The following is a 12,674-nucleotide window of genomic DNA, read 5'->3' as shown; positions in this document are numbered from 1 at the left end:
CATCCCGTCGCACCCGCCGGGTCCTCCCCACCGGAGCCGCCATCGCGCGACCAGCGCCGGCGGCCGCGGACGCATGATGGCGGCGGCGTCGCCGGACACGCCGCCGGGGAGGGGAGATGAGGCGCCTGTTCGCGGATCTCACGCGCAGTCCGCTCGGGCTCGCGGGCGCGATCGCCGCCACCGTCGCGGGCATCCTCGTCGTGACCCTGCTCGCGCTCGGGCTGGTCGGGTATCACGGCGGCCCCTACCTCGGGATCCTGGCGTTCGTGATCCTGCCGGGGGTCTTCGTCGTCGGGCTCCTCCTCATCCCCCTCGGCGACTGGCTCGCGCGGCGCCGCCGCGCCGGAGGCGGCGAGGAGCCGGCGCTGCCGGTGGTCGACCTCAACCACCCCGCGACCCGCAGGCGCGTCCTCTTCATCGCCGCGCTGACGGTGGTGAACGTGGTCATCGTCGCGCTCGCGACGTTCGGGGCGGTCGAGGTGATGGACTCGCCGGCGTTCTGCGGGTCGTGCCACAGCGTGATGGATCCGGAGCTCACCGCGTACCAGCGCTCGAACCACGCGCGCGTCGCGTGCGTGGAATGCCACATCGGGCCGGGTGCGCCCTGGTTCGTGAAGTCGAAGCTGTCCGGCGCGTGGCAGCTCGTGTCGGTGACCTTCGACCTGTACGAGCGCCCGATCCCGGTGCCGGTCCACGACCTCCGCCCGGCGCGGGACACGTGCGAGCGCTGCCACTGGCCGACCCGGTTCGTCGGCGACCGGCTGCGCGTGCGCACCTCGCACGCGGACGACGCGGCGAGCACACCGCGGCGGACGGTGCTCGTCGTGCACGTCGGCGGCGGAGAGCAGGGCGGCGGCGGCGTCCACTGGCACGTCCGCCCCGGCGTGCAGGTGCGCTACCAGGCGGATCCTTCCCGGAGCAGGATCGGGGCGGTGGAGCTCACGCTCGCCGATGGCACGCGGCGCACCTTCCGCGCGCCCGAGCCGGTGGAGGGCGCCGGCGGGGAGTGGCGGACGATGGACTGCGTCGACTGTCACAACCGGCCGACGCACGTGTTCGGCACCCCGGAGCGCGAGGTGGACGCCGCCATCGTCGCGGGACGGATCGATCGCGCGCTGCCGTTCGTCCGGCGCGAGGGGGTGCGGCTCGTGCGAGAGGAGCACCCGTCCCACGAGGCCGCGCGCGCCGCGATCCGGGACGGGTTGCGCGCCTTCTACGCCCGGGAGCATCCGGACGTCGCCCGCTCCCGGAGCGACGCGATCGAGGCGGCCGCGGCGGCGCTCGGCGACGTGTACGCCACGAACGTCTGGCCCAGCATGCGCATCGGGTGGGGGACGTACCCGTCGTTCGTCGGGCACGAGGAGGCCCCGGGCTGCTTCCGCTGCCACGACGAGGCGCACGCGGCCGAGGACGGCCGGACGATCTCCCAGGACTGCGATCTCTGCCACCGGGTGCTCGCGGAGGGCGAGGTCGATCCACCCGTGCTGAAGGAGCTCGGGCGGTGAGCGCCCGGTCGAGCGGGGCGCGCCGCCGTCGCCTCTCCGCGCCGCGGCTCGCCCCCCGCGCGCTCGCCGTGCTCCTCACGCTCGTCGCCTGCCGCACCGCGGCGCCGCCGCTGCCCGACGTGCCGCCCGCGCCGTTCGACGACCAGCCGCCACGGGTGGCGCTCGTCCTCGGAGGCGGGGGCGCCCGCGGCTTCGCCCACGTGGGCGTGATCCGCGTGCTCGAGGACGCCCGGGTGCCCATCGAGCTCATCGTCGGGACGAGCGTCGGGAGCCTCGTGGGCGCCGTCTACGCGGCTCAGCCCAACAGCTACGCCCTCGAGCGGATGGCGCGCAGCCTCGACCGACACGACTTCTTCGACTTCTCCCTCGCGCCGGCGCTGTTCGGCGAGGGGCTCGCGACGGGGGACCGGCTCGAGCGGTTCGTGCGCGACCACGTCCACGCGCGGAGGTTCGAGGCCCTGCGCGTCCCGGTCGCGGCGGTCGCGACCGATCTCGACACCGGCGATCGAGTGGTGCTCCACGAGGGGGACGTTGCGCGCGCGGTGCGCGCGTCGTGCGCGATCCCGGGCGTGCTCGAGCCCGTCCGGCTCGGCGGGCGCGTGCTGGTGGACGGCGGCGTCGTCCGGAACCTGCCCGTGGACGTCGCGCGGCAGCTGGGCGCGGACGTGGTCATCGCGGTGGACCTCGCCGCGCTCGAGCCGAAGGCGACCCCCAGGAACTTCGTCGAGGTGATCTTCCGGGTCGTGAACCTCGTGTCGCGCGCCGAGGCCGAGGAGCTCCGGGGGATCGCAGACGTGACGATCCAGCCCGCCGTGGAGGACGTGGGCTTCGTCGACTTCGACCGCAAGGACGCGGCGATCAGGGCGGGCATGGAGGCGGCCCGCGCGGCGCTGCCCCGGATCCGCGAGGTGCTCGCGGCGTGGCCCCGCCCCGCCCCGGCGGCGAGCGCGGGCACCCCGGGCGGCTGACGCGGGCTCCGGCTCGTGCTAGGGGCTTTCGTCGATGCCCCGCCGCGCCCCGACCTGGCACGTCTACGTCCTCCGCTGCGGCGACGGCTCGCTCTACACCGGCGCGACGAACGACGTCGCGCGCCGCCTGGCGAGGCACGCCGCGGGGGAGGGCGCCCGCTACACGCGCGCGCGCCTGCCGGTGGTGCTCGTGTACTCGGAGCGGGCCGGGGATCGGTCGGCGGCGCTCCGCCGCGAGGCCGCCCTGAAGCGGCTCACGCGCGCAGAGAAGCTGGCGCTCGTGGCGGCGAGGCCGCGCCGCGGGCGCGCTCGATAGGCACGGCGGGTTCCTGCGCGCGACGCCCGGGGGCGTGGCGGGGGGCCGCGCGGCTCGCGGAGGCAGGCGGCGACGAGGTCACGCGGCGGGCAGGGCGAGCGCCCGCGCCCGCTCCGCGCGCTGCCGCGAGAGCTCGACGCCGATCGCGTCGAGGCCGTGCGCGTTCGCCACCGCGAGCATCGACCCGAGGCCGCAGAACGGGTCCACCACCGCCCGGCAGCGGGTGTGGGCGCGGAGGAACCGCGCGGCCGCGGCGCACGCCTCGAGCGGCATCGCCCGCGCCCAGGTCATCGCGCCCGGGACGGGGAGGACGTCCGGCGACGACCGGCCCGGCAGGAGCCGCAGGCCCCGGCTCACGCAGAGGAGGTGCGCGTAGGCGGGGCGGCCGAAGGTGGTCGTCCCGGGCGGCACGCGGCACACGATCTTGTGCCAGAGGAGCCCGCTCCCGGCGCGCTCGGCCGCGAGCTGCACGAGGAACGCCTTGTCCACCCAGCGCCCGTCCCGCTTCACGTCGGTCTGGTAGAAGATCGCGACCGCCTCGTCCGCGACCGCCCGGCAGGCGCGCTCCGCCGCGTGGACGAACCAGCCCCGCCAGCCCTCGGGCCCGAGCGCGGGCAGCTCGGACGCGTCCGGCAGGGAGGTGACGATCGCGTGGTCCGCCGGGAGCGAGGCCGCCTCGAGCCAGGCGACCCCGTCGCCCGCGTGGACGGTGCGGCGCGGCGCGAGGGGCGGGCGCGTGGGATCGTCGGGCATGCGCGGGGGACGATAACCCGGGGCCGGGGTCCGCGGGCCGGGAGCGAGCGGCGCCCCGGCCCGGCGCCGGGGTCATGGAGCGGAGCGGGCCGCGCGAGGGAGCGGAGGCGGGTGACATTCGCCGCGCCGCGGAGATACTGCGGTCATGGCCGCCCGCTGGACGCACGTGGTCGTCAAGGTCGCGGAGCTCGAGCGCTCGATCGCCTTCTACCGCCGGTTCTGCGGCCTGGAGGTGGTCCGGGACGGCCGGCCGGACGGGCACACCGTGTGGCTCGCGCCGGCCGCGCGCCCCGAGGGCACGCCCGCGTTCGTGCTCGTGCTCTACCTGACGCGCGTGGACTTCCGGCTCGACCACCTCGGGTTCCAGTGCGACGCGCGCGCCGAGGTGGACCGCATCGCCGCGGAGGGCGCGCGGCTCGGCATCCTCGCCGAGCCGCCGTTCGACGGGGGCGGTGACATCGGGTACGTCACGATGGTCCGCGATCCCGACGGTCACCTCGTCGAGTTCACGTTCGGGCAGCCCATCCGCGGGCTGTGACGGCGCGGCGGCGCCCGCCGCCGTCCGTTGCCAGCCGGCCCGCCGAGCGGCATGATGCGCCCCGTCGCGCCGCCGGCCGCGCGGCTCCTCCCGCGATGGCCAACTCCCGCTCCGAGACCCTCCGCTTCTTCTCAGGCTCGCTCGTCTTCACCGCCGTCTCGCTCCTCGCGGGCGCGGCGCTCGGCGTCTACTACCACGGGACGGTCGCCGGGGTGCTCGGGACGGTGTTCATCGTGGCGGTCCTCGGCGTGCTCGAGACGTCGCTCTCCTTCGACAACGCGGTGGTGAACGCCACGGTGCTCCGGGACATGACGCCGGTCTGGCGCCACCGCTTCCTCACCTGGGGCATCGCCATCGCGGTGTTCGGGATGCGGCTCGTGTTCCCGCTCCTCGTGGTGAGCGTCGTCGCGCGCGTCGGGCCGCAGGAGGCGCTGCGCCTCGCGGCCCTCGATCCCACCGAGTACGCCCGGATCCTGACGAGCGCGCACACCGTGCTGGGCGCGTTCGGCGGCGCGTTCCTCGGCATGGTCTGCCTCGGGTACTTCTTCGACGAGGAGAAGGAGATCCACTGGCTGCGGGGGCTCGAGATCGGGCTCGCGAAGCTCGGCAAGGTCGACGCCGCCGAGCTCGGCCTCATGCTGCTCGTCATCTACGGGTTCTCGCGGTTCGTCCCGGCCGGCGAGCACGAGGCGTTCCTCGTCGCCGGGATCTTCGGGATCGTCACGTTCATCGCCGTGGACGGGATCGGCACGGCGATGGAGGTCGGCGAGGAGGCGATGCGAAACGTCCACCGGGCGAGCGCGGCGAGCTTCCTCTACCTCGAGGTGCTCGACGCGAGCTTCAGCTTCGACGGCGTCATCGGCGCGTTCGCGCTCACGAACAACCTCTTCATCATCGCCATCGGCCTCGGCATCGGGGCCATGTTCGTCCGGAGCCTGACGGTGATGCTCGTCGAGCACGGCACGCTCGCGTCGTACCGCTACCTCGAGCACGGCGCGTTCTACGCCATCGGCGCGCTCGCGCTGCTCATGTTCATGGGCACCGCCATGCACGTGCCGGAGGCGTTCACCGGGCTCGTCGGGGCGGCGTTCATCGGGCTCTCGCTCTGGTCGTCGATCCGCTTCAACCGGCGCTACCAGGCGGCGCGGCCGGTCCGCTGACGGCGACCGCGGGCCCCAGGCGGCTCACTCGATGGGCTTCTCCCGCTCGTCCTTGCGCCGGTCGAGCATCCCCCAGCCCCACTTCTCGCTCCACAGCCCGGGGCCCGTCAGCAGCACGCCGAGGAGCGTGAGCACGAGCGCGCCGATCACCGCGATGGGGTCGATGTCCATCCTGCCTCCGGGAGTTCCTTCGCCGGAGTGATAAGGAACCGGCGCGCCTGCCGCACGTCCCCCGACCGCCGGCGCTGCGACACGACGGCGGTTGCGCGCGGCGGGCGCCGGGAGCACCACTCCACGTCGGAGGTGGGCAATGCAGAAGCGCAGGCTCGGGAAGCAGGGGCTCTCGGTGTCGGCGATGGGCCTCGGCTGCATGGGGATGAGCGAGTTCTACGGCCCAGGCGACGAGGCGGAGTCGATCGCCACGATCCACCGGGCGCTCGAGCTCGGGGTCGACTTCCTCGACACCGCCGACATGTACGGCCCCTTCAAGAACGAGGAGCTCGTCGGGCGGGCGATCCGCGACCGGCGCGATCGCGTGGTGCTCGCGACGAAGTTCGGTAACGAGCGGCGCGCGGACGGGACCTGGGTCGGCGTGAACGGCAAGCCGGACTACGTGCGCAGCGCGTGCGACGCGTCGCTGCGGCGGCTGGGGGTGGACGTCATCGACCTCTACTACCAGCACCGCGTCGACCCGACGGTGCCCATCGAGGACACCGTGGGCGCGATGGCGGAGCTCGTGCGCGCCGGCAAGGTGCGCTACCTCGGCCTCTCCGAGGCCGCGCCGGCGACGATCCGGCGGGCGCACGCCGTCCACCCGATCAGCGCCCTCCAGTCCGAGTACTCGCTCTGGAGCCGCGACCCGGAGGACGAGATCCTCCCGACCGTGCGCGCGCTCGGGATCGGCTTCGTGGCCTACAGCCCCCTCGGCCGCGGCTTCCTCTCGGGTCGGTTCCGCTCGCCCGCCGACCTCCCCGAGGGCGACTACCGGCGGAACGCGCCGCGCTTCCAGGGGGAGAACTTCGCGAAGAACCTCGAGCTCGTGGAGCACGTCCGCAAGCTCGCCGAGGGCCGCGGGGTGACCCCGTCGCAGCTCGCGCTCTCCTGGGTCCTCGCGCGCGGCGAGGACCTCGTGCCCATCCCGGGCACCAAGCGGCGCAAGTACCTCGAGGAGAACGTCGCCGCCGCCTCGATCCGGCTCACGCCGGAGGAGCTCGCGCGCATCGATCGGATCGCGCCGAAGGGGGCCGCCGCCGGTGAGCGCTACCCGGAGGCGGGGATGAAGACGGTCAACCTGTGACGCCCGGGGCGCGGGTGCGCCGAGGGGTGCTCGTGGCCGCGGCGACGGAGTCGATCACCGCGGCGGGAGAGAGGGGAGGCGCCATGGCGATGTCGATCCGCTCCACCGCGTTCGAGGACGGAGGCGAGATCCCGCTCGTCCACACGTGCGAGGGCAAGGACACCTCGCCCGCGCTCGCGTGGTCGGGGATCCCGGCCGGCGCGAAGAGCCTCGCGCTCATCGTGGACGATCCGGACGCGCCGGACCCGAAGGCGCCCAAGATGACCTACGTGCACTGGGTGCTCTACGGGCTCGCGCCGGACGCGAAGGGCCTCCCGGAGGCCGCCCAGGCGAAGGCGCTGCCGGCGGGCGCGCGCGAGGGGACGAACGACTGGAAGCGGACCGGCTACGGCGGCCCGTGCCCGCCCATCGGGCGGCACCGCTACTTCTTCAAGCTGTATGCGCTCGACACCGAGCTGCCGGATCTCGGACACCCGACGAAGGCGAAGCTCGAGGCGGCGATGAAGGGGCACGTCCTCGAGGAGGCGCGGCTCATGGGGACGTACCAGAAGAAGAAGCCTTGAGCACCGCCTCGCCGCCGGCCTGGCCGCGCACGCGGGCGGAGCTCGAGGCGGCACAGGCGTCGCTCGGTCGGACGCGCCCGCCGCCGTGGCGGTGGGAGGGCGAGCGGCTCCGCGTCGCCGGCTGCGCCCTCGTCGCGGGGCGCGGGAGGACGGGAGGCGAGGGCGAGGACGGGTTCGCCGCCGCTGCGCTCGTGGAGGTGGGCGCCGGGGCGCCGTGCGTGCTCGTGTACGGGGACGCGAGCGGTCCTCTCGGCGCCGGGTTCGAGAGCGGGCTGCTCGCGCTGCGCGAGGGGCCGCTCCTCGCCGCGGCCGTCGCCGCCCTGCCCGAGCCCCCGGACGTGCTCCTCGTCCACGCGGCCGGGCGCGATCACCCGCGCGGCGCGGGGCTCGCCGTCATGCTGGGCGCGATCCTCGACGTGCCCTCGATCGGCGTGACGCAGAGACCGCTCGTCGCGGCGGGACCACCGCCGGAGGACCGCGCCGGCGCGCGGGCTCCGCTCGCACGCGACGGCGAGGAGCTCGCGTGCTGGCTGCGGATCCGCCGAGGCGTCCGGCCGATCGTGGCGCACGCGGCGTGGCGGACGACGCCCGACGTCGCGGCGGGCCTCGTCCTGGCGACGACGCTGGGCACCCTCATGCCCGAGCCGCTCCGGCGCGCGCGCGAGCGAGCCCGCGCCCTGCGGGACGGGCGCGCCGCGTGAACGGGCAGCGCCGCGCACCAGGATCAGCGCACGATCTCGCGCACGATCCCGTCCATCTGCTTCGGCACGAGGCCCGCGTCGTTCAGCACGCGGCCCCAGGTCGCCTGGCCACTCCGGACCTTCTGCACGAGCGGCACGGCCGGGGAGCCGAGCTTCCTCGAGAGGACGGTGGCGAGGATCGTCTCCTCCGTGGACGCGCCCGCCTGCCGCACCGCGCGCACGGCCTCCGCGCTCGCGCCGGCACGGCGGACGAGCACGTCGTCCACGGCGATCCCGGCGAGCTCTCGATCCGGCGCGCCGCGCGCGAGCGCGGCCGCGAACGGGCCGTCGAGCCCCTTCGCGCCCGCGAGCGCCGGCTTCCAGGCGCCCTTCGCGCCCTTCGCCTCGAGCAGCGCGCCCGCATCGCCGCCGGATCGCGCCGCGGCGAAGTGCGCGATCCACAGGTCCTCGGGCGCGGTCCCGGTCATCACCGCCTGGACGAGGCTCGCCTTGCCGGGACCGAACGCCGCGGAGAGGAGCGAGCTGCGCGTCGTCGCGAGGATGTACGGGTCGGCTGCGGCCGGGCGCTCGAGCTCGAAGGTGCGATCGCGGAAGCAGTGGCAGCCTGCCGTCGATTTCGTCCCGGCCCCCGGGGCCGCCTCTCCGCTGGCCGCCGTCTCCGCGCCCGGCTTCATGAGGTACGACTGCGCGAGCGCGGGCCCGGCCAGGGCGAGGGCGGCGACGAGGAGCGAACACCTGATGGGGATCATGCGCGCGGCAGCCTACCCGGGGAGCGGGGGCCAGGACAACGCGGCGGCGGTCAGCGCCGCCGGGCGGACGGGCAGGCGCACGCGCAGCGGGCGGGGAGGGTTTGCCGTCACGCGCGCGCCATACCTCGGCAGAGCTCCCGTCTCACGCGCGGCGCTGCCGCCGGCGACGGTCGTCCTCGCCCGCGCGGGCGCTTTCGCGGTACGGGTGGGCGATGGCCCGCGTCGAGATCGCGCTCCCGGACACGTTCCTCTTCCGCACCGAGCTCCCCGTCCGCATCGGCGACGTGAACTACGGCGGCCACCTCGGCAACGACGCCGTCCTCTCCATCGCGCACGAGGCGCGCGTCCGCTTCCTCGCGGCCCACGGCTTCACGGAGCTCGACGTGGCGGGCGCCGGGATCATCATGGTCGACGCGGCCATCGTGTACCGGGCCGAGGGCCGGTACGGCATGACGCTCGCGGTCGAGCTCGCCGCGGACGACGTCCGGACGCGCGGCTGCGATCTCCTGTACCGGATCGCGGACGTCGCGACGGGGCAGGAGATCGCGCGGGTGAAGACCGGGATCGTCTTCTTCGACTACGCGGCGCGCCGGGTCGTGACGATGCCCGCGGCGTTCCGCGAGGTGGTCGGCGCGCCCGCCCACCGAGCGTGAGGGGCGCGCCCGCCACCGCGCGCGGCCAGAGCGCCCGGGGCGGCAGGGCGCCGTCCCGGACGCTGCTCGCCGTCAGCGCACCCACCACGTCCAGTGCTGCGTCGCCGGCGCCGCCGTCGTCCCCGAGAACGCCGCCCCGTCCTCCACGCGGAACGGATCGTGCGAGTAGCAGCCGTTCGGGTCGTACCAGAACCCGACGCCGCCGTTCGCGGCGACGCACGCGTCGGCCGGGCCGGCCGGGCTGCCCGGCGCGGCGAACGGCATCCCGCGATCGCGCAGGAAGCAGCTCGTGGTGGACTGCGGCCCGCACAGCGCCTCGGCGACCGCGAGCGCGTTCTGGCCGGCGATGGCGTAGTCCGCGGCCAGCCTCGCCTTGCGGAGCCGCGCGACCTGCGTGACGCCGTCCGCGGAGAAGCGCAGGTACGCGTTCCGGAGGAGGGTGAGGCGGCGCAGCTCCTCGAGCGGGAACACGTACTGGTCCGAGAGCACCTTCGGCGCGACCACCGGGCTCCCCACGCCGGACGTGAGCCAGTCCGAGTAGGACTGCGTGTAGGCGAGGCTCGCCGGATACTCCGCCCCGCGCGTGGAGCGGAGGACCAGCGTCCAGCCGCCGCCGAGCGTGCGCATGTCGCAGTAGGCGGTGAGCGCGGAGGTCCCGTTCGGCGCGATGGGGTACGTGCCGGTGGGGAACTTGAGCCCGGTGCGCTTCAGCGCGACGCAGCTCGAGGCGGAGCACTTGCCGGCCACGCACGCGCCGGCGTTGCAGTCGGCGGGGGTCGTGCAGGTCCGGCCCAGCGGACACTGCGGGCAGGTCCCGCCGCAGTCCACGTCGCTCTCGCTCCCGTTCTTCACGGCGTCCGTGCAGGCCGGCGCGCGGCACACGCCGCTCACGCAGACCCGCGAGGCGCAGTCCGACGCGGTGGCGCAGGCCCGGCTCGCGCCGCAGTCCGGGCACGTGCCGCCGCAGTCCACGTCGCTCTCGCTCCCGTTCTTCGTCCCGTCGGCGCAGGTCGCCGGCGTGCAGACGCCGCCCGTGCAGACGCTCGACGCGCAGTCGCTCCCGATCCCGCAGCCGCCGCCGTCTCCGCACGGAGCGCAATCCGGGCCGCCGCAGTCGAGGCCGGTCTCGCCCGGATCGGGCTGGCCGTTCGTGCAGGTCGGGGCGACGCACACGCCGCTCGCGCAGACTCCGGAGGCGCAGTCCGCGTCGCTCGCGCAGCCCTCGCGGTTCGCGCAGGCGGCGCAGGTACCGCCGCCGCAGTCCTTGCCGGTCTCCGCCCCGTTCTTCACGCCGTCCGTGCAGGTCGGGGGCTGGCAGACGTTCCCGGTGCACACGCCGGACGCGCAGTCAGGGCCGGCGTTGCAGGGCCCGCCGTCCGCGCACCCGGCGCAGGAGCCGCCGCAGTCCACGCCGGTCTCGAACCCGTTCCTCACCTGATCGGCGCAGGTCGGGGCCTGGCAGGCGCCGTCCGCGCAGATGCCGGAGGTGCAGTCCGTGCCGGTCGCGCACTGGTAGCCCGTCGTGCAGGCATTGCAGGTCGGTCCGCCGCAGTCCACGTCCGTCTCGGCGCCGTTCTTCACGCCGTCGCTGCAGGTCGGGGCCTGGCAGGCGTTGCCGGCGCAGACGCCGGAGGAGCAGTCCTCGGGGGTGATGCAGGCCCCGCCGTCGCCGCAAGGAGCACACGACCCGCCGCAGTCGACGTCCGTCTCGTCGCCGTCCAGCCGCCCGTTCCCGCAGAACTGCGGGTAGCAGACGCCGGCGATGCACTTCCCCGAGGCGCAGTCGGCGGGAGCCCCGCAGGAGAACCCGTCGACGCAGCCCGCGCACGCGCTGCCGCCGCAGTCCACGTCGCTCTCGTCGCCGTTCTTCACGAGGTCCGTGCAGGACGGCGCCTGGCACGCGCCGCCGGTGCACACCTGCGAGGCGCAGTCGGCCGGGACGCCGCAGGCCTGCCCCGCGCCGCACGGCGGGCAGGTGCCGCCGCAGTCGGTGCCGGTCTCGTCCCCGTTCAGCTTCCCGTCGGTGCAGCTCGGAGCCACGCAGATGCCGCCGGCGCAGGTGCCCGAGGCGCAGTCGGCACCGCTGCCGCACCCGCCGCCGTTCGGGCACGAGGCGCAGGTGGGCCCGCCGCAGTCGGTGCCGGTCTCGTCACCGTTCCTCACCAGATCGCCGCAGGTCGGCGCGGCGCACGCGCCGGACACGCACACGCCGGACGCGCAGTCCCCCGCGCCCTCGCAGCCCGCGCCGTCCGGGCAGGGCGCGCAGGCGCCGCCGCAGTCCACGTCGGACTCGGCGCCGTTGGTCACGCCGTCCGAGCAGGTCGGCGCGGCGCACGCGCCGCCCGAGCAGACGCCGGAGTCGCAGTCGCCCGGCACGGTGCAGGCGCCGCCGCTCGGGCACGGCGCGCAGGCGCCGCCGCAGTCCACGTCGGACTCGCCGCCGTCGCGCACGCCGTCCGTGCAGGAGGGTGGGCTGCACACCTCCCGCACGCAGAGGTTCGGCGCGGAGCAGGTCTCGCTGCAGGGCTTCGGGTCATTCCTCGGGCTCGAGCTGGAACAGGCCGCGACGAGCGCGGCGAGCATCAGGCCGGCGAGCGATCTCGACTGCATGCTTCCCCCAATGTCCCGGCACACGGCCGGCGAAGGCTGGATGGCTCGGAAGGTAGGCAGCGGTGCAGGCGGGCGCCTGTCGCCCGTCCGACGGACCCGCACCGGGGGTGGACCCCCGGCCCGTGTCCGGCCGGCGAGTGACTCACGGTGACTGTGGCGAGCGATCTACCGCGAACGCCCGACCCTCCATGGGGAGGGTCTCCGCGAGGGCGGCGCGCACGAAGAGTCGCACCCTCTGCGTGAGCTTGCCCCGAGCGGCGCAGCGCGCTGCGATGTCGGGTCGGGAGGAAGACGATGCCGAGAGCGAAGGAGCTGAAGATCCGCGTGCCCAGCCGGCCGGGCATGCTGGGAGAGATCGCCGCCGCGCTGGGCGAGAAGCAGGTGAACCTGCGCGCGGTGAACGCCTGGGTCGAGGGGAACGAGGGCGTCGTGCGGATGGTGGTGGACCGCGCGGCCGCTGCGAAGCGCGTGCTCGCGAAGCGCGGCTGGCCGGCCGAGGAGCAGGAGGTCCTGGAGCTCGAGCTGCCCGACAAGCCGGGCGCCCTCGGACGCGCGGCGACCGCGATCGGCAAGGCCGGCGTGGACATCACCCACGTGTTCATCGGGACGGCGCCCGCCCGGAAGACCACCGTCTTCTTCGGCGTCACCGATCTCAAGACTGCGCTGAAAGCAGTCCGATAAACGGGGGACTGCGTCCCCCGCCCCGCCGAGCGAAGCTCGTCGGGGCCCCACCCCGGCTCGCCGGGTCCCGTGCGACGCCGCGAGCGGCTTCGCCGCGTCCGCGGCGGCGCCCCGGCGGGGGGGGGGGGGGGGGCGGGGGGGCGGGCACACGGCGGGCGAGGGGGCCCCGCCCCGCCCCGC

Annotated in this window: 14 protein-coding genes; 10 read left to right on the top strand and 4 right to left on the bottom strand. The window is 75.3% G+C overall.

The window, feature by feature from the left end; translation table 11 throughout:
* Positions 1-116: 116 nt before the first annotated feature.
* From MNY60_RS04300 to MNY60_RS04290, 3 genes are read left to right on the top strand one after another with little or no spacing between them, the layout of a single operon-like run.
* Positions 117-1,505, top strand: a complete 1,389-nt coding sequence (locus MNY60_RS04300; RefSeq protein ID WP_242360086.1) for a NapC/NirT family cytochrome c — start codon at positions 117-119, stop codon at positions 1,503-1,505.
* Positions 1,502-2,473 (top strand): patatin-like phospholipase family protein, encoded by a 972-nt coding sequence (locus MNY60_RS04295; protein ID WP_242335084.1) that lies wholly within the window; start codon positions 1,502-1,504, stop codon positions 2,471-2,473. Before MNY60_RS04300 ends, MNY60_RS04295 begins: the two co-directional genes overlap by 4 nt.
* A gap of 34 nt (positions 2,474-2,507) precedes the next feature.
* The gene (locus MNY60_RS04290; protein WP_242335087.1) at positions 2,508-2,789 is read left to right on the top strand and encodes a GIY-YIG nuclease family protein; all 282 of its coding nucleotides are present in this window, start codon (positions 2,508-2,510) and stop codon (positions 2,787-2,789) included.
* A gap of 78 nt (positions 2,790-2,867) precedes the next feature.
* Here the strand turns inward: MNY60_RS04290 and MNY60_RS04285 are convergent, their stop codons facing one another.
* Positions 2,868-3,542 (bottom strand): site-specific DNA-methyltransferase, encoded by a 675-nt coding sequence (locus MNY60_RS04285; protein ID WP_242335090.1) that lies wholly within the window; start codon positions 3,540-3,542, stop codon positions 2,868-2,870.
* 145 nt (positions 3,543-3,687) lie between these two features.
* Between MNY60_RS04285 and MNY60_RS04280 the strand changes: the two genes are divergently transcribed.
* Entirely contained in the window at positions 3,688-4,080 is a 393-nt protein-coding gene (locus tag MNY60_RS04280) for a VOC family protein (protein WP_242335093.1), read from the top strand.
* Between the two features lie 95 nt (positions 4,081-4,175).
* Positions 4,176-5,240 carry a DUF475 domain-containing protein gene (locus MNY60_RS04275; RefSeq protein ID WP_242335096.1) on the top strand — a complete coding sequence of 355 codons (1,065 nt, stop codon included), beginning with the start codon at positions 4,176-4,178 and terminating at the stop codon, positions 5,238-5,240.
* Positions 5,241-5,264: 24 nt separating this feature from the next.
* On the opposite strand, the gene MNY60_RS04270 is transcribed toward MNY60_RS04275, so the two are convergent.
* Positions 5,265-5,411, bottom strand: a complete 147-nt coding sequence (locus MNY60_RS04270) for a hypothetical protein (protein WP_242335099.1) — start codon at positions 5,409-5,411, stop codon at positions 5,265-5,267.
* Between the two features lie 139 nt (positions 5,412-5,550).
* On the opposite strand from MNY60_RS04270, the gene MNY60_RS04265 reads away from it, so the two are divergent.
* From MNY60_RS04265 to MNY60_RS04255, 3 genes are all read left to right on the top strand, one after another.
* Complete coding sequence (locus MNY60_RS04265; RefSeq protein ID WP_242360085.1) at positions 5,551-6,537, top strand: aldo/keto reductase; 987 nt, start codon at positions 5,551-5,553, stop codon at positions 6,535-6,537.
* Between the two features lie 83 nt (positions 6,538-6,620).
* A complete protein-coding gene (locus MNY60_RS04260; RefSeq protein ID WP_242335101.1) occupies positions 6,621-7,100 on the top strand; it encodes a YbhB/YbcL family Raf kinase inhibitor-like protein in 480 nt (159 codons plus the stop codon).
* A complete protein-coding gene (locus MNY60_RS04255) occupies positions 7,097-7,801 on the top strand; it encodes an endonuclease V (RefSeq protein ID WP_242335102.1) in 705 nt (234 codons plus the stop codon). The genes MNY60_RS04260 and MNY60_RS04255 overlap by 4 nt, the downstream gene beginning before the upstream one ends.
* 23 nt (positions 7,802-7,824) lie before the next feature.
* Here MNY60_RS04255 and MNY60_RS04250 read toward each other — a convergent pair whose 3' ends face one another.
* Positions 7,825-8,550 carry a hypothetical protein gene (locus MNY60_RS04250; protein WP_242335103.1) on the bottom strand — a complete coding sequence of 242 codons (726 nt, stop codon included), beginning with the start codon at positions 8,548-8,550 and terminating at the stop codon, positions 7,825-7,827.
* Positions 8,551-8,762: 212 nt separating this feature from the next.
* On the opposite strand from MNY60_RS04250, the gene MNY60_RS04245 reads away from it, so the two are divergent.
* Complete coding sequence (locus tag MNY60_RS04245; RefSeq protein ID WP_242335104.1) at positions 8,763-9,203, top strand: thioesterase family protein; 441 nt, start codon at positions 8,763-8,765, stop codon at positions 9,201-9,203.
* 72 nt (positions 9,204-9,275) lie between these two features.
* On the opposite strand, the gene MNY60_RS04240 is transcribed toward MNY60_RS04245, so the two are convergent.
* A complete protein-coding gene (locus tag MNY60_RS04240) occupies positions 9,276-11,813 on the bottom strand; it encodes a fibrinogen-related protein (RefSeq protein WP_242335105.1) in 2,538 nt (845 codons plus the stop codon).
* 294 nt (positions 11,814-12,107) lie between these two features.
* Between MNY60_RS04240 and MNY60_RS04235 the strand changes: the two genes are divergently transcribed.
* Positions 12,108-12,494: an ACT domain-containing protein gene (locus MNY60_RS04235; protein WP_242335106.1), complete on the top strand. Its 387-nt coding sequence runs from the start codon at positions 12,108-12,110 to the stop codon at positions 12,492-12,494.
* The last annotated feature ends 180 nt before the right edge of the window (positions 12,495-12,674 follow it).

This window comes from Anaeromyxobacter sp. SG17, from assembly GCF_022690695.1.
Classification (GTDB): Bacteria; Myxococcota; Myxococcia; order Myxococcales; family Anaeromyxobacteraceae; genus Anaeromyxobacter; species Anaeromyxobacter soli.
Note: the sequence above shows the minus strand (reverse complement) of the source record. Positions and strands in the feature narration are given on the sequence as shown.